Below are 21,611 nucleotides of genomic sequence, written 5' to 3'. Positions count from 1 at the left end.
GAAAAAGAAATTTTTTGCTAATTTATGGTTGACTTTTCATAGCTGGTCTCCTTGACATGATGTAACACCATACTGACTACACACATATTTAAATGCATGTGACAAATAGGCACATGTTCCAACTGTAATTTTTATATTTTTCATCACTATTATTCCATTGCAGTAATTTTCATCATTGTAATTTTATATCCATATACCGATTTCGAACTTGGCTTTACCTGATAAACAATCTGATAATTGGATTGACCATTATTTGATCCCCAATATCCATAATATAAATTTTTCTTTACCCGATATGTATTTCCCGACTTCTTGGTAATCTTAATGCTATGTACAACATAGTCCGTCTCTGTTTCAATGTTTGCAATACTTACAACTGCAGTTCCATTCTTTTTTCGATAAGCATCACTAAGACTATCTTTCTGGAAGGTTGTTGGCAAATTCTTACTGGAAATCGTGATTCCAAAAAGATTTTTCCCAGCCGCTTTCAATTTCTTATTTGAGATTTTATAGATGTTATCTTCACCAAATTCAGCAACCTTAATTTGATTTTTTTCATTCCGATCAATTGACAATGCTGCGGCTTTTGCCATCTCTGTTTTGGTTAATTTTACCTTATTCTTGCCATCCGATAGAAGTTTATACTCATAACTCTCCATTTTGCCCACAAGCTTCTTAATCTGTGCATTGTTTGATTTTGCTTGTATACTTTGTGGATATGTAAATAAGCTGATTATAACCAACATAATTACCATAATTTCACAGATATGTGTTCTTCGTCTTCGCATAATATTCTCCTCTTTTCTCGCTTATTTCTTAGACAAAATATACTTATCACAATTATCTTTATTGTTCAAATACATATTATTTGCCCCTTCCGAAATTGTCAGTTTCTTTCCTTTCTTTTTCAACTTACGTATTTGATTTTTAAATGTTTTCTTCGAAACATTATTTCCCTTGGAATCATAATAGCTTTCCACTGCTTTTTTCATGCTCTGATCGTAAAAGCCTTGACAAGAAAACTTTGTTTTAATTTTTTTGCCCGTGTACACCTGATAGCGTTTTTCATATCCATCCCTATATATTTCAGAATAAACAAAGCCTACTTTATTCCTGTAAAAAGTCACTTTCCATAAAGGATAAGAAGCCATATACTTCACTTTTCCATTTATATATGCATATACAGCCAATTGACCGGTAGCGTTTGAACCACACTCATCATAAATTAACAATTCCTGTTTGCCATCTTTATTTAAGTCCTCTAAACGAAACTTTATTCCCTCATCTGTCGTATATCTATTTGTCCAAAGCAAATTTTGTTCTGAAAGGAATTCACGATATGCTACTTTGACATCGTTCTTTTCCACAGCATATATTTTTTGTATGGCAAATAGCTGATTTACCATTATAATAACAAGCATAAACAACACTACTTTTCGTTTTCGAAATTTTATCCCATTCATTTCCGTTCTCCATTAGTTGGTGCACAATTTCTGCTGTGCACCAACTCGATCATACTTCACAACCTTCATTAACGAGTTCTCATTTTATAAATTTTAGCTTTTGATCCAATTCCGGCTTTCTTTAGCATTTTCTTATATGCCTTATACTTTGACGCCAGAACATACACTCTGACATTTTTATTTATCTTTTTAAATGCATTAGCTCCAATCTTTCCAGATGCCAGCTTCGTTGAATTAATCACAATACTATTAAGAGATGTACAACCATAAAAAGCTTTTGCATCAATTTTTTCCACATTAGAGCCAATTACAATATTTTTTAAAGATGTATTTTTATAAAAGGCTTTCTCTCCGATAGAAGTCACTCTATACACAATTCCATCGATCGCAACTGTGTCTGGTATATATGTTGATTTAAGATCATCATCAAACAGTTCTGAATATTCTACACAATACCCACCCTCCGTCTCTGTGATTGTATAGATTGCCTGATCCGTTTCCAGTTCATCGCCGACCATTAATGTATCATCATCTATTTCATCATCTGCATCATAATCCAGTTCATATTTTTTATCATCAACAACCTGATTCTTATTATCATCTGTTTTCTGAATCTGTTTTGTCCAATGAGCAGTCAATATCATATCATTCGTAACTGACATTCCTGCATATGCCAATATATTATTCGGTGTATACCAACCATCAAAGACGTATCCTTCTCTTGAAATTACAGGTAATGTTGTCAATTTTGCATCATTATATTGCGCATACAACGTGCAGTTCTGTGTTAAGGACAGCGAACTTCCTGGATAATACGATGTGCTCATCGTTGTCGAGGAATTGTAAAGCCAGTACTTAAAGGTTTGTGGCAGACTAACCGGAGACGGATTCTGATCTCCACCATTCGGCTGGAAGGTAACATTTACACTCTTAGCAGGGCGTTCATTTAGCAACTGAATCGTTGATCCCTTGGTTCCAGACTGCTTTGTCTGCGACATTGCACCACCATTAGTTTTATAGGTAACATAAAGAGTCTCTTTCGGTACACTCTTTTCATTGACCTGAATCTCATAGGAAGACTCTTTTGTAATGCCACCTTCTGAATATGTGACTTTAACATTATATTTTCCAGCCTTGATAGTGCTCCCATTAATCTTCCAGCCACTCACCTCTGTCTTTGATCCATCTGTATATGTAGCAACAATCTTTCCAGATGTAACAATTGCATCATTGACACTATATGTTGTTTTACTCGGTTTGGTAGAAATCGTGATTGACTGCAGTTGCTTCTTTACATTGGTGTAATTATCTTTGTAACTATATCCACACGTTGAACATGTGTGAAGCGTATATCCTTTCTCTGTTATTGTTGGTGCAATCGTCTTATTTGTATATTTATGACCTGTTGCTTTAATTGTTCGTGTTTCTGTTTTTCCACAAAGATTACATTTTCTTTGCTCCGTTCCGTTTGATGTACAAGTTGCTTTCTTAGTTGTAATCCACGTTCCATATGAATGTGCAGATTCCTTTTGATAAACTCTAAATTTCAATTTTTTAGAATCTGTATAATTTTCATTCTTGTCATAAACAGATACATATACTGTGTAATCTCCTACGCCAAGGCTTTTGGCTTGGAATGTGTAGTTTGTCGGAATATTTTTTGTCACAACTCGCCCTACTCCATCCTTGTCAATTCCTACTATTAGCTTATTGTAATAAGAGGCTTTAACATTGATCGATATATTCTCATTTATTTCATAAGAAGATTTTGACAACGAAAAGCTATCACACCGAGGAGTTTTTATTGCAAACCACAAAGTATTAGTATCTACATATCCTTGCGAATTTGCTACTGTAACGTATATACTGTAATTTCCAATTCCTAAATCTCTTGATGAAAATACATAATGTGATGTTATTTCTTTTGTCACAACTCGTCCTACACCATCTTTATCAATTCCTACCGTTAAATGGTCATAATTTTGGGCTTCAACATTAACCTCAATATTATCTCCTAAAGAATATTCTATATAGGATGTATTTTTCTTGGACAACCAAAAATTGGTGTATGAGGGTTTAGTTTGTATCTTGAACCATAAAGTATTTGTGTCAACATATCCTTGTGAATTACTCGCCGTCACATATATACTATAACTTCCTGCACCAAGTTCTTTAGCTGAAAATTCATAATGTGAATTTATTTCCTTTGTTACGACTCTACCAACGCCATCTTTATCAATCCCCATCGTTAAGTGGTCATAATTAGAAGCTTCGACATTAACTTCGATCTTATCATTTAGTCCATACTCCGTATAGGATGTATTTTTTCTTGACAACCAAAAATTGGAGTACTTTGGTTTATTTGAACTACTACCACCTTGATAATTATATGCATGATACAATGTCATTGCTCGATTATCATAGTTGAATTTTGGCCATGTATATAAATAAGTTTTTATAGTATTTCTTCCATCACTGTTACAATCAAAAACTTGAACACCATCTGTACTAACACCGACAACAATCATTGAATGCGGTCCACATTTACCACCACTCTTTGCAATACTTCTTTGAACTTGTATATAGTCCCCTGGGCTTGCCTTTTGTAATAACGTTTTAGCAGTACTTTCATTCAAGCTTCCTGGTGTAATCATTCCAACCAATTGTGCATTCGCATTTGATAGTTTATAATTTGCATTTTCAGGATACGCCCCTATATATACTCCAAAAATCTTCAAAAATATCCAATTAGCAAACCCCTTGCATTGACTTCCCATATACATTTGTGCGGATGTGGCTGTATGATTTGCATATTGTCCAATTAAAGAATTTAATTGACTACTAACAGTACTTTGCGTAATCGCAAGTGCTTTTACATTTGGTATTCCTCCAAAAAACATTGTAACTATTAATAAAACTACTACCACACGCTTAAAAAAAATCTTCATCGCCTCATCCCCCTTATTATACATTTTTATCAACTTCCTAATATGAAAATAAGACATGACAACTGATTTACATTCAGCGTAATGTCTTACTTCATGTACATTAGTTGGTAACTGGCTGCCATTTTACAGACCCTATAGTATTGCGTCACAATTTTTCAACTGCTTTGCCTTTTTCAATTCAAATATATTTTATTTTCTATCAATACATTAAATTATTGTACTTCCAATTTTATGTTCACTCATTTTTATTTTACAAAAGACCTAGTTCTTTCCATTTGACTGCTTCTGTATTTCTAGCAGAAATCCAAGCATAATACTCTGTCATTCTTGTATTTTCCTCAATTTGACATGAATTATTAACCAGCATAGTTAATTCTCCACTAAGTTGGTTAACCTGTTTATTATTTTCTTGAATAGCAGAATACAACATATATTGATGTTGCTCTATTTTCTCTAAATGTTTAATTACATCATCTATTTTGTTTATAATTAAATTCATTCGAAGTTCTGATTCGAAAATATTATATGCACCTTCTGCACCTTCTAGTTTGTCACATCTCCCCGATAATAAGTATTCGTAAAATGAACTTACTGCAATAATATTTCTATATTTCGGAAATATGACATCCAACGAATACATTTGTAGTAATGTATCCTGTGTCTCTTCTAATTTTCTACTTAATTTGTTATATTCGTTCTGCAAAGCCTCTGTTTCTTCTTTTATCCAATACTTGACCTTTTCATTTTTCTCACGAATGTGTCGATTATTATTTTCTATCCGCTTATTTTCATCGTCTATTTCATGATTCTCTTTTGAAATATTAATTACGCCGAGCAAAAATGTAAATGCCATACATACAAATAAAATTTGCGGATAATATTTTATATCTTGTTTTGCGAACACCCAAATACAAAGTACAATTGCGAACAAAATTAAACCGCCCATAAAAGCAGCAAATAATATTATCCCATTACCACCTTCCGACTCTGTATGCTTTTTTTCTCTTGATATAATTTAGTATTATTTACATCATGAAACAATTGATTAACTTTTTTCATATAATTTTGTTGAGCAAGTACACTCTTTTCCAATTTAAAAATTTGTTCCAAATATTCAATCAGTACATTTTTCGCCACTTATTTCACCTTTTAGATATTTTGCAAACTGTTTTTTATATTTAATTGTAACATTCTTATCACAGCAATCAATATGTGCCCTTTATTGAGCCCTGTTATTTAGTACTAAAAGACTATTTTATATGTGAAATTCATTGTTCTTTTTCCTACATGTTTCTATTTCTATAATGACAGAATAAATATTTACATTTTTTATCCTGCATATACAATCTCTTCAAACAATTTGTTATTTATTACTGTAACTTTATTATCCGTATAAAACCATCCTTGTTTCCCACTCTTTGTTTTTATTTGATACATAACATGCTTATTTCCGATATAACATTTTAAAATTTTTGCTTTTTCGCCCCTTTTCACTATAAAAGATTTAGATTTTTTATTACATGTTTTATATAACTGAATATCTCTGGCCACAGTAAGATATGGCTTTCTATCTTTTTTATATAAATCTGAATTTTTACTGTATTCCTCTCGATTATAATATTTTTTTACTTTACACATTTTCGATGCCAAAACTAATTTTCCATCCTTGTATTTTAATTTTGCCTCCAATTCAATACTTGCAACTGCATAAGACATACTTGACAATCTTATTTTTATTTTGTTTTTATCAACAGATTGTATGGCTATACTCCCCCAATATCCAAATTTATCTGATAGCTTATTCCCATCAAAAACTTTTGTAAAAGCACCTTGCTCATACTTATAAATTAAAATTGGTCCTACACCATCGTCTCCCCATAAATTTACATACAAAAAATATTTCTTTTGCATTTGAACTAATAAAATCGAATATTGTTCTTTATAATAGATTCCTTTCACATTTAAAATTTTTTTGCCATTTACATATACACTCAAATAATCACACATATCCTCTTCCCATTCTGGGACTTCGTGCTCCTTAAACAATAATTCTTCATTTTTTCCATCATGATCTAAATCAAATTGTTTATACACCTTGTCAACTTTTAATGTTGTCAATTTACTTGCTGCATACACAGAATTATCTGTTAGCAAACTACAAACTATCATAACAAAAGTTAAAATAAAACAAACACTTCTTTTTACCATATAAAACCACCTTTTACCATCCCATCATTTTTATCCATGCAAGATAAGATGAATAATCTGCACTAATTTTACTGTTATACGCAATTATCTCATTCGAACTCTCTAATCGTTTCATAGATTCATTTCCGTTCTCCATTAGTTGGTGCACAATTTCTGCTGTGCACCAACTCGATCATACTTCACAACCTTCATTAACGAGTTCTCATTTTATAAATTTTAGCTTTTGATCCAACTCCTGCTTTCTTCAGCAGCTTCTTATATGCCTTATACTTCGATGCAGGCACATACACTTTGACATTTTTACTTACCTTTTTAAAGGCATTCGCTCCAACCTTTCCGTTGGAAATCTTCGTTGAATTAATCACAATGCTATTGAGTGACGTACATCCGTAGAACGCTTTTGAACTAATCTTCTCCACGCAACTACCAATCACGATTTTTTTCAATGCCGTATTTTTATAAAAAGCCTTCTCTCCGACGGATGTTACTTTGTACACAACTCCGTCAATCGCAACGGTGTCCGGGATATATATTACCGTCACATCATCATCAAACAATTCTGAATATTCGACACAATACTCACCGTTGGTCTTCGTGATTGTATAGATTGCCTGATCCGTTTCCAGTTCATCACCAACCGCCAAGGCATCGTTTTTATCATCGTCCTCATCTACTGACGTTTCCGTCCAGTGGGCAATCAGTACGGTATCGCTGGTAATCGTCATTCCTTCATACGCTAATGTGTTGTTCGGCGTATACCATCCGTCAAAGACGTAGCCCTCTCTTGAAATTACAGGTAAGGTTGTCAATTTTGCATCATTATATTGCGCATATAACGTGCAGTTCTGTGTTAAGGTCAGCGAACTTCCCGGATAATACGATGTGCTCATCGTTGTCGAGGAATTGTAGAGCCAGCACTTAAATGTTTGTGACAGACTAACAGGAGAAGGGGTCTGATCACCACCATTCGGCTGGAAGGTAACATTTACACTCTTAGCCGGGCGTTCATTTAATAACTGAATCGTTGATCCCTTGGTTCCAGACTGCTTTGTCTGCGACATTGAACCACCATTGGTGTTATATGTAACATAAACCGTTTCTTTCGGTGCCTCCTTTACCTGAATCTCATAGGTCGCAGCCCTGGTAATACCACTTTCCGTATAGCTTACCCTAACGCTAACTGTTCCTGCCTTTGCAGTACTGCCGCCAATCTTCCATCCTTTCACCTCTGCCCTTGAGCCATCGGTATATGTAGCAACGACTTTCAATCCTGATGTATCAATTGCATCATTTATGTTGTATGTGGTTTTACCAGGTTTCGCCGAAATTGCAATTGACTGCAGCTGCTTCTTTGCATCTGTGTAATTATCTTTGTAGCTATATCCGCATACTGAGCAGGTGTGAAGCGTATAGCCTTTTGTTGTTGATGTCGGTGCAATTGTCTTATTTGTATATTTATGTCCTGTCGCTTTTATAGTTCGGGTTTCGGTTTTTCTGCATAGGCTGCATATTCTCTGTTCGGCTCCATCTGTAGTACATGTAGCACGCTTAGTAACTGTCCATGATCCGTACATATGAGATTTTTCCTTAACCTGTATCGTATACGAAGCTTCTTTTGTAACTCCACCTTCCGAATATGATATATATACTTTTCTTGTTCCTATTTTGCTGGTATCTCCGCTTGTCACTTTGTAGGAAGTTACATTCTTTGTTTTTCCATCGGTATACTTTGCAATCACCGTCATTCCAGCAGTTGATATAGCCTCTCCTACCACATAAGATATTTTGGTTGGATATTTTGATATATTAATACTCTCTAGTTTCGCACTTTCTTTGCAAACACAAGTCGCTTTCATTGTACCGTGTGGTACACCTGTCAGTGTTACACTTCCGTTATAATTTCCGCTTTGTGTTGCTTTAAATTTAAGATAGTTATGATCCGTTTTATCCTTTGTCCATGTGCCAATTTTAATTCCGTCCGGAGCATATATTTCCTGCGTCGCTTTGTAATCCGTGTTAATGCTCTGATTATAGTATCCTTTCTCATTTGCCACCAGAGTATAGCAATAATAATACTCTTTGCCTTTCTCAACACTATTAATCTCTTTTCCCATCGGGCTGTCAGAAAACCAAGTAGTCAGTATCACCTTATAAGGTTGTGGCATATTGTATGATACTTCAACGGATCCTGTATAATCACCACTGATTTCTACAACTCCACGATACGTTCCCCCCTGTGAAAAGCATTCTGAAATCCAATTGTTATTGTTCCCATATGTAAAAGACCCCGAAGTTCCATCAGGTCGATAAATGGTCTCTTTGACCTTATAGTTTCCAAGAGAGCCATCTAGCAATTTTCCATCTTGCGTCTCAAGCCGATAACATAAATAGACACGATCATTAAAACGCATATTGGAAACGCCATCCCCCATCGGCGAAAGCGAAAACCACACTGACAATCTAGTGTCTGGAAGCTTGTTTTCCTGCTTCTTGCTTATTGAAAAATCGGAAGCTTTTGCATAAGCCCATCGCTTTCCTCCAGCTACCGGATATTGAACTTTCACAAATCCATTTGTATATACTTCTACGATATAACAACTATCTCCGGGGTCAATATAATGATTTGACTCCGCATTCCCCCACTGATCATATGTTGTAATCCGGTGAGATGCTGATACGCTAGTCGGGACATTCCAACTTGAATCAACTGTTCCTGGAAGCACAGCAGCAGACTGCCTATAATTAGGACGTAATACTTTTGTAATAGTCATCGTTTGATAAGTATGATTGCGAACCGATCTGGAATAACAATCTCTACCACTTCCCGAATTTCCTCCGATGGTGCTAATTCGTCCCCCATTATTTGCATATACTATTTCAACATGATCTGCACCATTAGTACCGTAAAAAGCTATATCTCCTTTTCTTGCAGTATTAACAGAAACATTATACCCCCCAGCATTTATTATTGCATTCTGTAAACTTGGACAATATCCATTTCTTGGTATAGCCGAACCTTGCCCCGCCAAATCTGCACAATCGCTTACAAAATCCGCACACCATTGTTCAGAATACCCTAATTGTGCACCAGTCTTTCCAACTTGCGCCATTGCAACGTTTACTATATCATCAGCACCATTACCTTGAATTGAATATCCCTTAGAATAATTATAAGTTTTATTTTGTGTCGCATATACATATTGATTTGGGATATTAACTAATGTTGTAAACAACGTTATGCATAACACGATTCCAATTATTTTCTTTATTCTTTTCATAATAACACCCCTTATCATTATCCGAAAAAGGCACTACAACTGATTTACATTCAGTGTAATGCCTTACTTCATGCACATTAGTTGGTAACTAGCTGTCATTTTACAGACCCTATAGCTTTGCGTCACAATCTTTCAACTGCTTTGCTTTTTCATTTTTGTTTTCATATATCAAATTTTCACAAAGAATCACGGCCACACAGTATAAGTATTTCCATAGTCACTGTAATAGGTTTTTCCGTTATATTTCTTATAACGTTTTACTCTTAAATAGTATATTTTATTTTTATTTAATCCACTCAATTTGACCGTTGTACCTTTAACAGTCTTTGACTTTGTACTTTTCTTGCTAAATTTTTCAGATGTTGAATATTGTAATATGTATCCAGATACGTCATCAGCTTTTTGTAAGCGAACCGTAGCCTTTGTTTTGTTTCTCGTTACAGATTCAATGCCTCCGGCTTCAGGCTTAACACTCATCACAAAATGGTATGGACCATTATAATATCCGCATGCCTTTATGTAATATCTTCCCTTATCTAATTTAATGTAATCTTTATCATATGCATACCCCTTATTATTGTCATAATATGCACGAAAAGAACTAATGCTGTTTCCTTCACTATTTAATATCTCGTAATCTGCTTGACCACTCTCAATATAATTAGTATGTGAAACCACTAAATTACCAGAAAACGGCATATCAAAAACATAAAAGTCCTGTTTGTCCTCGTTTCCGATCATTCCATATATTTTCTGTCCCAGCGAAACACTCTTTGCCTGTGACAAAATATCATTTCTGTCTGTCTGTGATTCGGGGAATGTTTCTGTTACCTTTTTAGAATTCAACTGAAAAGAATACGTTGCAGTTTTATCAACTCTTAACTTAATATAATGGTTTCCCGGACATAAATATAAATTTACTTTTTCATATGCAGCGTTCCTATTTCCGTCATAGTATGCATTCCAATCATCTATTTTGTCATATTCATTATCGTATAATGTAATACTGGCTGAATAATTCTGATATGATTCAAATGTCATCGTAACAACTTCCGCCTGCTGTATATCCAGACGATAATATACTTCCTCCTCTGGTGCAGCACCACTATAAGTTCCGTTCTCACTGATCGACATCGCATTTTGAATTGTATTATCCGAAGACGCTTTCGTTGTCATCGGATAACATCCACTCAATCCCACAACAATTGCCAAAAGTAAAATTATTTTGTTCTTTAATTTCATGTAACCTCTCCTCCTCTACTATTACAAATGAATACTTATTTATATTTTATCAATCACACACATCATTTCAATATGTGCCCTCCATTGTGCCTTTTATTTTTAGTACCTATGCACTAAAAAAGACACATGCCAGTTGACACATGCCTTTTTATCTCCTAACCTTCTATTTCTCTTTCTAGCTGTTCTATCATTTCTTCCCATTTTATTATGGTTTCTTCTATCGAATATACATATTTTGACTGTACCAGATTATCAAAATAACTGGCAAACATTTCACTGATCCCAGGTTCATCAATTGAAATAAAACCAAATGGGAATTCGTCAGATGTTGAGCAGAAAGCAACCTTATTTTGACCAAAGACATCAATTCCAAAAGAACTGTTTATTTTAAATTCTTTCTCATTGACCATATAATACTGCCGTGTATGCGCCAAAAGATTTTTATGGAAATTTTCAAGCATTTCCTTTCGAAGTTCTATTGACTCCACATAAAAATAATGGTCAAACACTCCCGGCAAATGCCCGGTCTTCATAAAATGTCTTATATCTTCCATTCCAAAAATATTGATGTACTGGTTTTCTCTTACCTTCGGCATATCAAAATATGCTGTTGCATATGTTCCAATCTGTGGATCTACAATCAATTGCTTTTTTATTTCATCCGGAATCATAAGTGCCAGACACGGAAATCCCTCATAAGTTATATGCGTTTCATCGTTATCAAGCAATGCACGGTATTTCCGAACACCTTCCCCGGAATACCCCTGATAGCTGAAAAGCGGACGATATGCACTCAGCATACGCCCGACTTCCTGCTTATATGCCTTTGCAATCATTTCATCAGAAATGACAATCATCTGATAATCCTGTTCTGAACACAAAATCACATGTTTATGTGTAATAATGTAATGTTCCCATAAATGTAATTTCTGTTCTTCGCTATTTTCACTAATATAAGCATAACGTATATCATAGGTATTATGTGTTGTAAATGCATATGGCAGCACCTGATGCAGCATCTGAATATTTTCCAACATTCCATCTTTTACATGTTCTGTCTGCTTCAGATTCACAAGCTGATGACAAGTCAATCTTTCTGACTCATTGCCCTCACTTTGCATCAACTGACTTAACACCATTTTACTTGCCCACGAAACATCCATATAAATTTCTGTTTGATCCGGAGCTTGCAGTTCCTGTTCCATGACGCACATAATTGCTTTTAAACAATCCATCTCCGAATCGCATTTCTGCACAATTTGGGCATTAAAACTTTTCAGGCTTAATTCATCCAAACGAATATTCCAGGAATTTTTTACATTTTTTCTAAGCTGGTAAATATCAAGAATAATCTGCTGAATTTCATCCCATGCTTTTACTGTACTGTGTCCCAGCTTTTCAATCTTATAGAGACGAACCAGTTCCTCTTCCTGTTTACTGGATATTTTTATGTACTGGCATATTTCCCTAATATAATCCAAAGACGGAAGTCTCTGTCCTTTTGCTGTCTTCTGCAATGTTGTTCTATCTAAAGATGCTTCTTTTGCAAGCTGATACACATTCGATCCGCTTTTTACAATATACTCTGACAATTTATCACTGAACTCTGACATTCATGCCTCCATTTTTCTTTTGTAACGCTTTTATTTTATCAATATTTATAAGCATTTCAATATGTGCCTTATATTGTGCCTTGCAAATATTTTAGTCCGTATTGGTCTAAAGCACAATAGACCAATACGGTCTCACATATACTATTAACATGGGGGAGGTGACAAATATTTGAAATATAAACGTATTCGCGATTTGCGGGAAGACAAAGACTTAACACAGACAGAAATTGCCAAAATCTTAAATATTACACAGCGAACCTACTCCAGATATGAAAATGATGAACGTCAAATTCCAACAGAAATTCTCTCTTCTCTGGCAGATTTTCATCATACAAGCGTAGATTATCTGATCGGAAGAACTGACCAACGGAAACCTTATCCGCTCCCCCAATCACATAGTTCATAAATTTAAAAAATCCGCATCGGCAAAACCGTCGCGGATTCTCACTTTTAAGTATAAAAACCCCCATCTGCCTTCACAGATGGGGGTTCTCATTGACAAATTTTAAACTAACTCAAGTAATACTTCCAGAGCGCCGTCACCTTTACGCTGACCAATCTTTACGATTCTTGTGTAACCACCGTTACGGTCTGCATACTTTGGTGCGATCTCATCAAATAACTTAGCAACAAGGTCAACTTCCTTTGTGCCCTTCTTGGTTCCGTCATTTGTCTTTACTGTGTAAAGAACTTTAAGCATTTCTCTTCTTGCATGAAGACGGGAAGGCTGATCCTTCTTAATCTTCTTCTCTACTTCGTCATAAACAGTAACTTTCTTACCATCAACAACTTCTTTTACTCTCTTGCCGTCTGCATCTTTACGAGCAACCTTAGCAGTAACAGTAACTTCGTCAAAGTTGTCTTTCTCACGAACAGCAGCAGCGATCAGGCCTTCTGCAACCTTACGGATTTCCTTAGCCTTTGCTTCTGTTGTTACGATCTTGCCATTAGCGATCAGAGCAGTAACCTGACCTCTGATTAAAGCCTTTCTCTGGCTGGATGTTCTGCTTAACTTACGATACTTTGCCATTTTAATTTTCCTCCATTTGTGGGGTATCCTGCCATACTCTTTGGATTTACCGGCAGAACCCATTCTTAATTCTGTGGCATTTCAAACCACAAGCCATAAATGTTCTATGACGTTGTCACACTCATCGGGATTACTGACACCGCCAGTTTTTATTATTCTTCACCCTGATTTAACTGTAAACCTAACTCTTTGAGTTTTGCAAGTACTTCTTCAAGAGACTTGCGGCCAAGGTTACGAACCTTCATCATATCTTCCGGAGTACGGTTGATAAGCTCTGCAACGGTATTGATACCAGCTCTCTTCAGACAGTTGTAAGAACGAACAGATAATTCCAGTTCATCGATATTCATCTCAAGAACTTTCTCCTGTGTATCGTTCTCTTTCTCAACCATGATCTCTGCCTGCTGTGCAGCATCTGACAGATCAATGAAGAGATTTAAGTGCTCACTCAATACTTTCGCAGCAAGGCTGACTGCCTCATCTGGCTCTAAAGTTCCATTGGTATATACATCCAATGTAAGCTTATCATAATCAGTAACCTGACCTACACGAGTATTCTCAATCGTTACATTTACACGATCTACCGGTGTATAGATAGAATCGATTGCGATCACACCAATTGGTGTATCCTCTGTCTTATTCTTATCTGCGCTGACATATCCTCTGCCCTTTGTAATGGTAAGTTCCATATAGAGCTTGCAGTCTGCACCACCGTTTAAATGTGCGATCTCCAATTCAGGATTCATGATTTCGATATCCGAATCGACCTGGATATCTGCAGCTGTAACAACGCCTTCCCCTTCGAATTCAATGTAAGCAACTTTTGGTTCATTTGTAGAACTGTTATTGCGGATAGCGAGGTTCTTGATGTTCATAATAATTTCAGTAACATCTTCCTTAACGCCCGGGATTGAACTGAATTCATGGAGAACTCCGTCAATCTTCACCTGGCTTACAGCAGCTCCCGGTAAAGAAGAAAGCATAATTCTTCTTAAAGAGTTGCCAAGTGTAGTACCATATCCTCTTTCCAAAGGCTCTACAACAAATTTGCCATATGTCTTGTCTTCTGAAATTTCAGCGATCTCAATTTTTGGTTTTTCAAAATCGAACACTACAAAGTCCCTCCTTCTCGGGTTTACGATGCGTTAAACTAATTACTTAGAATATAACTCGACGATAAGCATCTCGTTTACTGGAACGTCGATCTGCTCACGGGATGGTAACTCTTTTACAGTTCCCTGCAGCTTCTCTGCGTCGATATCTAACCATTCTGGAACGATTCTTCCACCAGCAACCTCAACGATGTCTTTCATACGCTGAATGTTCTTCTTGCTTTCCTTAATCTCAACAACATCGCCAGCCTTAACCAGGTAAGAAGGAATGTTTACAACCTTACCGTTTACGGTTACAAACTTGTGGTCAACGATCTGTCTTGCTTCCTTACGGGTTCTTGCGAATCCAAGACGGAATACTACGTTGTCAAGTCTTGACTCAAGGATTGTCATCAGGTTTGGACCTGTTAATCCTCTCATCTTATCTGCTCTCTTATAGTAATTACGGAAAGGCTTCTCTAATACACCATAGATGAATTTAGCCTTCTGCTTTTCTCTTAACTGAAGTCCGTACTCAGATACCTTACGGTTTCCTCTCTGAAGATTTCTCTTTGACTTCTTATCATATCCTAAATAACTTGGCTCTAAACCAAGGGATCTACATCTTTTCAGTACAGGTACTTTATTCACTGCCATCTTAATCGATACCTCCTAATTAAACTCTTCTACGCTTTGGTGGACGGCATCCGTTATGTGGTACTGGAGTAACATCCTTGATGGAAACTACTTCAAGACCGCATGCGGAAAGGGCACGGATAGCAGCCTCACGTCCTGAGCCTGGTCCCTTAACCATAACATCAACTGTCTTCAAACCATGAATTAAAGCTGCCTTCGTAGCAGTTTCTGCTGCCATCTGTGCAGCATATGGAGTAGATTTCTTTGAACCTCTAAATCCAAGACCACCAGCACTAGCCCATGATAAAGCGTTACCTTCAGTATCAGTAATTGTCACGATTGTGTTATTGAAAGATGCCTGAATGTGTGCCTGTCCGCGTTCAACGTTTTTCTTTACGCGCTTTTTTGTTGTTTTCTTTGCAACGTTCTTAGCCATATCTAAACTAACCTACTTTCTCTGATTAAACTTATTTCTTCTTATTTGCTACAGTTCTCTTAGGACCTTTTCTTGTTCTTGCGTTTGTCTTAGTCTTCTGACCACGAACTGGCAGTCCTTTTCTGTGACGGATTCCACGATAGCATCCGATCTCCTGAAGTCTCTTAATATTAAGAGCGATCTCTCTTCTTAAATCACCTTCTACAGTCTGTGTCTCATCGATGACTGCACTGATTCTCTTAACCTCATCGTCAGTAAGATCTCTAACACGTGTGCTAGGATCTACGTTTGCTGCTTCAAGGATACGGTCAGCACTTGCTCTACCGATTCCGTAGATGTAAGTCAGACCGATTTCTACACGTTTTTCTCTTGGTAAATCTACACCTGCAATACGAGCCATGTGTGTTTACACCTCCATAAAATTTTTAAGATTATTTAGTAGTCATAAATACACCTGCAACCGCGTATTTTCCCGAACCCTATCCGTATACAGCTACGGTTGCACGTCCTGAAATGTGTGCATACAAATAGGATTTCCATATTCGCATATTTGTCCCATGCCACTCGGTATTATAGCAAAAAAGACCAGACTATGCCTCTGTTTATTATGAACAGCGCAAATTCACTGCGCTGCAGCCGCACATAATGATTTCATCGCAAATGCGATGCTGCTTTCGCCAGTCTGTTATAAACTGACCATAGCGCACAAATAACAGGGTTCTTCTGTCAAGAAGTAATTAACCCTGTCTCTGTTTGTGCTTCGGATTCTCACAGATAATTCTGATGCTTCCTTTTCTCTTGATGACTTTGCATTTCTCGCAAATAGGCTTAACTGATGATCTTACCTTCACAGCAAATCCTCCTTTCTCTATAAAAGCCCTGTTTCTGCGGTTTTCCGCATTTTTCAGGTACTTTCCAAAAAGTGTCCGAATAATATTATACACAGACACCTTGTGGAAGTCAACATATTTTTTATTTATCTCTCCAGATGATTCTTCCCTTTGTCAGGTCATATGGGGACATTTCAATTGTTACTTTATCTCCCGGCAGGATACGGATAAAATTCATACGAAGTTTTCCGCTGATCGTTGCCAGAATCTGGTGACCATTCTCAAGTTCTACTTTGAAAAAAGCGTTTGGCAGTTTTTCTACTACTACGCCTTCCACTTCAATAACATCTGCTTTTGACATAACTTTCTTTCCTCCTGTATCGACTCTTTTCCATTTTCCTGTTGTTAAAAGAGATTTAAAAATCCGGCTTTCTTTTCCTCTTCTGTCAGAGAAAGGATCTCCGGTTTTCCATCTGTAATAAGTATCGTATTCTCATAGTGAGCGGATAATGACTTATCTTCCGTGACAACGGTCCACTCATCATCCATCCAGAGTACATCTTTGGTTCCCACATTAATCATCGGCTCCACGGCAAGTGTCATCCCCGGTTTCAGCTTAATTCCTCTGCGAAACCGTGACTGTCTGAAATTCGGGATCTCCGGTTCTTCATGCAAATGGCTGCCAATTCCATGTCCACAAAGATCCTCGACCACACCATATCCAAACTGATTTGCATAGTCACCAATTGCTGCGGAAATATCATAAAGATGATTTCCAGCCACTGCTTTTTTCATTCCTTCAATAAAGGACTGTCTGGTCCGTTCGATCAGAAGCTTTGCCTCCTCACTCACTTCTCCGACTGCAACGGTTCTCGCCGCATCTGAATGATAGCCTTCATAAATAACTCCTGCATCCAGACTGACAATATCTCCTTCTTTGATGATCCTTTCGTCTGTCGGAATCCCATGCACCACTTCTTCGTTTACCGAAACACAAATGGACGCCGGATATCCGCAATAATTTTTAAATGAAGGAATACATCCATATCCGCGGATCATCTCTTCCCCCAACCGGTCAATGTCCAAAGTAGACATCCCAGGTTTGATTTCTCTTGCAAGATTCTGATGCACGGCAGCGAGGATTTCCCCCGCGCGGCGCATTTTTTCAATCTCTTCAGCAGATTTGATCGTTACTTTCATCTTATTCACCTAAGATTGCAACAATATCGGCAAACACTTCATCCATTGGCTTGGTTCCGTCAACGGATTTCAGGATTCCCTGTGCCTTGTAATAATCGATCAGTGGCTGTGTCTGTTCATGATATACAGACAGACGCTTCTGTACAGTTTCCGGCTTGTCATCATCCCGAAGTACGGTTTCTGCTCCACAGGCATCACACTTGCCTTCCACCTTTGTCGGATTAAATACGATATGATATGTTGCCCCGCAATTTAAGCAGGCACGTCTTCCACCCATACGTTTTACAATATTCTCATCCGGAACATCAACATCAATTGCATAATCCATCGTCTGGCTGATTTTCTTTAATGCTGCATCTAAAGCTTCGGCCTGTGGAATTGTTCTTGGAAATCCGTCCAGAACAAATCCGTTTTTGCAGTCATCCTGCTGGATACGATCCATAACCAGATCACAGGTCAGTTCATCCGGCACAAGTGCACCCTGATCCATATATGTTTTTGCTTTTTTTCCTAACTCTGTACCATTTTTGATATTTGCACGGAAAATATCACCGGTGGAAATATGAGGAATCTGGTATTTTGCAGCAATCTGCTTTGCCTGTGTTCCTTTTCCTGCCCCCGGAGCCCCTAACATAATAATCTTCATATCATTTCTCCATTTCTGTTATTAAACACGATATATTTTTATATAGAAGAATTGCTCCCCGTATCATAAGGGAAATGGAGATACCGGAATCCAGTATCTCCAAAATATAATTAGTCGTTCAAAAATCCCTTGTAATAGCGAACTCTCATCTGTGACTCAACCTGCTTAATTGTCTCAATAACAACACCGACAATAATGATGATTGATGTACCACCGAAAGAAACATCTGCCTTAAATACACCGTTGAAGAAAATTGGAATAAATGCAACGATGGACAGACCAACTGCTCCGATGAATACAATGTAGTTGAGTATCTGATTTAAATAATCACTGGTAGGCTTTCCAGGACGGATACCCGGAATAAAACCACCGGCTTTCTTCATATTGTTTGCAATCTCCAAAGGATTGAATGTAATCTGTGTATAGAAATATGCAAACGCGATAATTAACAGAATATAAACTACAAGTCCGATACTGTAGATCGGCTCTTCCGGATTGCACCAGTTAGACTGGGACATTCCCTTTAAGATCTTGCTTCCGATACCTGTTCCATTACCTTTTCCAAGAATCGCTGCGATAATCACTGGTGTCTGTAACAGTGACTGTGCAAAGATGACAGGGATTACACCGCCGGTATTGACCTTAAGCGGAATGTGTGTGGACTGACCACCCACCTGTTTTCTTCCCTGCAGTTTCTTGGAATACTGAACTGGGATTCTACGCTCTGCATCCTGAAGTACTACTACGAATACTACCATTGCAACGATGATTGCAATAATGATCAGGCCTGCCACGATTCCCTTTGGAATGGATTTGTTCGCAATGAACTGACTCCAAAGAGTTCCCATATCTTCCGGCATACGTGAAATGATGTTGATAACCAATACAATGGAAATACCATTTCCGATACCTTTCTCTGTGATGCGCTCACCAATCCACATAAGAACTGCAGATCCTGCCGTAAGTCCTGTAATAACCTCAATAACGGCTAAAGGTCCCTGGCCGGTGAGATATCCACCACGGTAAAAACCGATTGTCATTGCTATAGACTGAATCAATGCAAGAACGATGGTCACATAACGGGTAAGTGCAACCATCTTCTTTCTTCCCTCTTCTCCGTCACGCTGAATTTCTTCAAGCTTCGGAATCGCAATGGTAAGCAGCTGAATAATGATGGATGAAGTAATGTACGGTGTAATATTCAGTGCGAATACAGACATATTCAGGAAAGAACCACCTGTAATCGCATTGAAAAATCCAAGTCCGTCTGCAGACTGGCTTGCCCACCACTGTTTAAACACTTCCCCATCAACCCCCGGAGCCGGAAGTTCACTTCCGATCCGGATGATGATCAGCATCAAAAAAGTAAAAAGAATTCGATCTCGAATGTCCTTTACTTTAAATGCATTACGCAGTGTCTTAAACATTAGATCACCTCAGCTTTTCCACCAAGAGCTTCAATCTTCTCCTTGGCACTAGCACTGAAAGCGTTAGCCTGGACTGTAAGCTTCTTAGTAAATTCTCCATTTCCAAGAATCTTTACGCCGTCTCTTGGGTTCTTAACGATACCTGCTTCGATCAGTGTATCTACTGATACTACAGTGTCATTATCGAATTTCTCAAGAGCTGAAAGATTAATTCCGATGATTTCCTTAGAGTTTCTGCACTTGAAACCTCTCTTTGGTAATCTTCTGTATAATGGCATCTGGCCACCTTCGAACCCTGGTCTTGGTGCTCCAGAACGAGCCTTCTGACCCTTATGGCCCTTACCAGCAGTCTTGCCATTTCCTGAACCGTGTCCACGACCTCTTCTGAAGTTATCGCTGTGTACGGAGCCTTCTGCTGCTTTTAAACTAGATAAATCCATTTTGGCACCTCCTTATTTTATTCTATGCTTCTTCTACGTTAACGTATGGTGCAACCTTGCGAAGCGCGCCCTGTGTAGCTGCGTTGTTTGGTAACTCTACAGTCTTGTGTAACTTAGTTAATCCAAGAGCTTCGATTGTCTTCTTGTTCTTCGGAACAGCACCGATTGTTGACTTAATAAGTGTAACTTTTACTTTATCTGCCATGACTTAGTCGCTCCTCCTTAACCTAAGATTTCTTCTACAGATTTACCGCGAAGTCTTGCAACTTCTTCCGGGCTTCTTAACTGAGAAAGTGCCTCGATAGTAGCAAGTACAACGTTCTGCTTATTATTTGATCCTAATGATTTTGTACGGATATTTGTGATACCTGCAAGCTCACATACGGAACGAGCCGGACCACCTGCGATGATACCAGTACCTTCAGGAGACTTCTTTAATAATACGGAAGCACCTGTGTATTTTCCTGTTACATCATGTGTAATAGAGTTATTCTCGTCTAATTTAACACTGATGAGGCTCTTAATTGCATCTTCTTTTCCTTTGCGGATTGCTTCAGGAATTTCAGCAGCCTTTCCAAGACCTGCACCAACATGACCATTCTTGTCACCAACAACAACGAGAGCTGTGAAGCGCATGTTACGTCCACCCTTAACGACCTTTGTTACACGCTTGATGTCAACAACCTGGTCAACTAATTCTAATTGACTCGCATCAATGATTTCACGTTTCATGTTTGTCTCCTCCTAAAACTCTAAACCAGCTTCTCTTGCTGCTTCAGCTAATGCCTTTACCTTGCCTGCGTAAATAAAACCGCCTCGATCGAAGACAACTGTGGTAATACCCTTATCTAATGCTTTCTTTGCAATAACAGTACCAAGTTTTGCTGCTGCATCAACGTTATTAGTCTTCTCAAGCTCTGCCTTTAAATCTTTATCCAGAGTTGAAGCAGAAACAAGTGTATTTCCAACTGTATCATCAATAATCTGAGCATACATATGGTTATTACTTCTGAATACAGCTAAACGAGGACGCTCTGCTGTACCTGCAAGATGATTACGCATTCTGCTATGCTTCTTTTCACGAACTTCTGTTCTTGACTTTTTACTAACCATTTCTTGTCCA

Annotated in this window: 23 protein-coding genes, 1 pseudogene and 2 riboswitches; of the genes and pseudogenes, 1 reads left to right on the top strand and 23 read right to left on the bottom strand. The window is 37.5% G+C overall.

Features of this window, described 5'->3' with window-relative positions; all coding sequences use genetic code 11:
• Nucleotides 1-149: 149 nt before the first annotated feature.
• The 9 genes and pseudogenes from DXD06_RS12485 to DXD06_RS12450 all read right to left on the bottom strand — a co-directional run bounded on the left by DXD06_RS12485 (nucleotide 150) and on the right by DXD06_RS12450 (nucleotide 12,752).
• Entirely contained in the window at nucleotides 150-788 is a 639-nt protein-coding gene (locus DXD06_RS12485) for a hypothetical protein (protein ID WP_117832186.1), read from the bottom strand.
• A gap of 21 nt (nucleotides 789-809) precedes the next feature.
• The gene (locus DXD06_RS12480) at nucleotides 810-1,463 is read right to left on the bottom strand and encodes a hypothetical protein (protein WP_117832184.1); all 654 of its coding nucleotides are present in this window, start codon (nucleotides 1,461-1,463) and stop codon (nucleotides 810-812) included.
• A gap of 68 nt (nucleotides 1,464-1,531) precedes the next feature.
• Nucleotides 1,532-4,411, bottom strand: coding sequence for a leucine-rich repeat protein (locus tag DXD06_RS12475; RefSeq protein ID WP_158569536.1), 2,880 nt, complete (start codon nucleotides 4,409-4,411; stop codon nucleotides 1,532-1,534).
• A gap of 103 nt (nucleotides 4,412-4,514) precedes the next feature.
• Nucleotides 4,515-4,590, bottom strand: a riboswitch (cyclic di-GMP riboswitch).
• A gap of 71 nt (nucleotides 4,591-4,661) precedes the next feature.
• The gene (locus DXD06_RS12470; protein WP_147343631.1) at nucleotides 4,662-5,342 is read right to left on the bottom strand and encodes a hypothetical protein; all 681 of its coding nucleotides are present in this window, start codon (nucleotides 5,340-5,342) and stop codon (nucleotides 4,662-4,664) included.
• Between the two features lie 398 nt (nucleotides 5,343-5,740).
• A complete protein-coding gene (locus tag DXD06_RS12465) occupies nucleotides 5,741-6,619 on the bottom strand; it encodes a hypothetical protein (protein WP_117832178.1) in 879 nt (292 codons plus the stop codon).
• Nucleotides 6,620-6,810: 191 nt separating this feature from the next.
• Nucleotides 6,811-9,342, bottom strand: a complete 2,532-nt coding sequence (locus DXD06_RS12460; RefSeq protein ID WP_158569535.1) for a bacterial Ig-like domain-containing protein — start codon at nucleotides 9,340-9,342, stop codon at nucleotides 6,811-6,813.
• 117 nt (nucleotides 9,343-9,459) lie between these two features.
• Nucleotides 9,460-9,729 (bottom strand): annotated as a pseudogene (locus tag DXD06_RS18185) (CHAP domain-containing protein); the annotation flags it as partial.
• 248 nt (nucleotides 9,730-9,977) lie between these two features.
• Nucleotides 9,978-10,053: riboswitch (cyclic di-GMP riboswitch) on the bottom strand.
• 30 nt (nucleotides 10,054-10,083) lie between these two features.
• Entirely contained in the window at nucleotides 10,084-11,139 is a 1,056-nt protein-coding gene (locus DXD06_RS12455; RefSeq protein ID WP_117832174.1) for a hypothetical protein, read from the bottom strand.
• Nucleotides 11,140-11,294: 155 nt separating this feature from the next.
• Nucleotides 11,295-12,752: a hypothetical protein gene (locus tag DXD06_RS12450; protein ID WP_117832172.1), complete on the bottom strand. Its 1,458-nt coding sequence runs from the start codon at nucleotides 12,750-12,752 to the stop codon at nucleotides 11,295-11,297.
• A 169-nt stretch (nucleotides 12,753-12,921) separates the two neighbouring features.
• Between DXD06_RS12450 and DXD06_RS12445 the strand changes: the two genes are divergently transcribed.
• Nucleotides 12,922-13,158, top strand: coding sequence for a helix-turn-helix domain-containing protein (locus DXD06_RS12445; RefSeq protein ID WP_117832170.1), 237 nt, complete (start codon nucleotides 12,922-12,924; stop codon nucleotides 13,156-13,158).
• A 99-nt stretch (nucleotides 13,159-13,257) separates the two neighbouring features.
• Here the strand turns inward: DXD06_RS12445 and DXD06_RS12440 are convergent, their stop codons facing one another.
• The 14 genes from DXD06_RS12440 to rplR all read right to left on the bottom strand — a co-directional run bounded on the left by DXD06_RS12440 (nucleotide 13,258) and on the right by rplR (nucleotide 21,601).
• Nucleotides 13,258-13,782, bottom strand: coding sequence for a bL17 family ribosomal protein (locus DXD06_RS12440; RefSeq protein ID WP_022046375.1), 525 nt, complete (start codon nucleotides 13,780-13,782; stop codon nucleotides 13,258-13,260).
• Nucleotides 13,783-13,934: 152 nt separating this feature from the next.
• Nucleotides 13,935-14,894, bottom strand: a complete 960-nt coding sequence (locus DXD06_RS12435) for a DNA-directed RNA polymerase subunit alpha (RefSeq protein ID WP_022046376.1) — start codon at nucleotides 14,892-14,894, stop codon at nucleotides 13,935-13,937.
• 42 nt (nucleotides 14,895-14,936) lie between these two features.
• On the bottom strand, nucleotides 14,937-15,530 hold the full coding sequence (gene rpsD, locus DXD06_RS12430; RefSeq protein ID WP_022046377.1) for a 30S ribosomal protein S4: 594 nt from the start codon (nucleotides 15,528-15,530) through the stop codon (nucleotides 14,937-14,939).
• Nucleotides 15,531-15,549: 19 nt separating this feature from the next.
• Nucleotides 15,550-15,945, bottom strand: coding sequence for a 30S ribosomal protein S11 (gene rpsK / locus DXD06_RS12425; RefSeq protein WP_022046378.1), 396 nt, complete (start codon nucleotides 15,943-15,945; stop codon nucleotides 15,550-15,552).
• A gap of 31 nt (nucleotides 15,946-15,976) precedes the next feature.
• Nucleotides 15,977-16,345 carry a 30S ribosomal protein S13 gene (gene rpsM, locus DXD06_RS12420; RefSeq protein WP_022046379.1) on the bottom strand — a complete coding sequence of 123 codons (369 nt, stop codon included), beginning with the start codon at nucleotides 16,343-16,345 and terminating at the stop codon, nucleotides 15,977-15,979.
• Nucleotides 16,346-16,682: 337 nt separating this feature from the next.
• Nucleotides 16,683-16,796, bottom strand: a complete 114-nt coding sequence (gene rpmJ, locus DXD06_RS12415; protein WP_003022746.1) for a 50S ribosomal protein L36 — start codon at nucleotides 16,794-16,796, stop codon at nucleotides 16,683-16,685.
• A gap of 121 nt (nucleotides 16,797-16,917) precedes the next feature.
• The gene (gene infA, locus DXD06_RS12410; protein WP_012741348.1) at nucleotides 16,918-17,136 is read right to left on the bottom strand and encodes a translation initiation factor IF-1; all 219 of its coding nucleotides are present in this window, start codon (nucleotides 17,134-17,136) and stop codon (nucleotides 16,918-16,920) included.
• 44 nt (nucleotides 17,137-17,180) lie between these two features.
• Nucleotides 17,181-17,975: a type I methionyl aminopeptidase gene (gene map, locus DXD06_RS12405; RefSeq protein ID WP_117832168.1), complete on the bottom strand. Its 795-nt coding sequence runs from the start codon at nucleotides 17,973-17,975 to the stop codon at nucleotides 17,181-17,183.
• A 1-nt stretch (nucleotide 17,976) separates the two neighbouring features.
• Complete coding sequence (locus DXD06_RS12400) at nucleotides 17,977-18,621, bottom strand: adenylate kinase (RefSeq protein ID WP_117832166.1); 645 nt, start codon at nucleotides 18,619-18,621, stop codon at nucleotides 17,977-17,979.
• A gap of 110 nt (nucleotides 18,622-18,731) precedes the next feature.
• Nucleotides 18,732-20,048, bottom strand: a complete 1,317-nt coding sequence (gene secY, locus DXD06_RS12395; protein WP_022046382.1) for a preprotein translocase subunit SecY — start codon at nucleotides 20,046-20,048, stop codon at nucleotides 18,732-18,734.
• Nucleotides 20,048-20,488, bottom strand: coding sequence for a 50S ribosomal protein L15 (gene rplO / locus DXD06_RS12390; RefSeq protein ID WP_022046383.1), 441 nt, complete (start codon nucleotides 20,486-20,488; stop codon nucleotides 20,048-20,050). Before rplO ends, secY begins: the two co-directional genes overlap by 1 nt.
• Nucleotides 20,489-20,510: 22 nt before the next feature.
• Complete coding sequence (gene rpmD / locus DXD06_RS12385) at nucleotides 20,511-20,693, bottom strand: 50S ribosomal protein L30 (RefSeq protein WP_022046384.1); 183 nt, start codon at nucleotides 20,691-20,693, stop codon at nucleotides 20,511-20,513.
• 17 nt (nucleotides 20,694-20,710) lie between these two features.
• On the bottom strand, nucleotides 20,711-21,220 hold the full coding sequence (gene rpsE, locus DXD06_RS12380) for a 30S ribosomal protein S5 (RefSeq protein ID WP_022046385.1): 510 nt from the start codon (nucleotides 21,218-21,220) through the stop codon (nucleotides 20,711-20,713).
• Nucleotides 21,221-21,232: 12 nt separating this feature from the next.
• Nucleotides 21,233-21,601, bottom strand: a complete 369-nt coding sequence (gene rplR, locus DXD06_RS12375; protein WP_022046386.1) for a 50S ribosomal protein L18 — start codon at nucleotides 21,599-21,601, stop codon at nucleotides 21,233-21,235.
• Between the last annotated feature and the right edge of the window lie 10 nt (nucleotides 21,602-21,611).

It is taken from the genome of Roseburia sp. TF10-5, from assembly GCF_003462365.1.
In the GTDB taxonomy this organism is placed as follows: Bacteria; Bacillota; Clostridia; order Lachnospirales; family Lachnospiraceae; genus Roseburia; species Roseburia faecis.
Note: the sequence above shows the minus strand (reverse complement) of the source record. Positions and strands in the feature narration are given on the sequence as shown.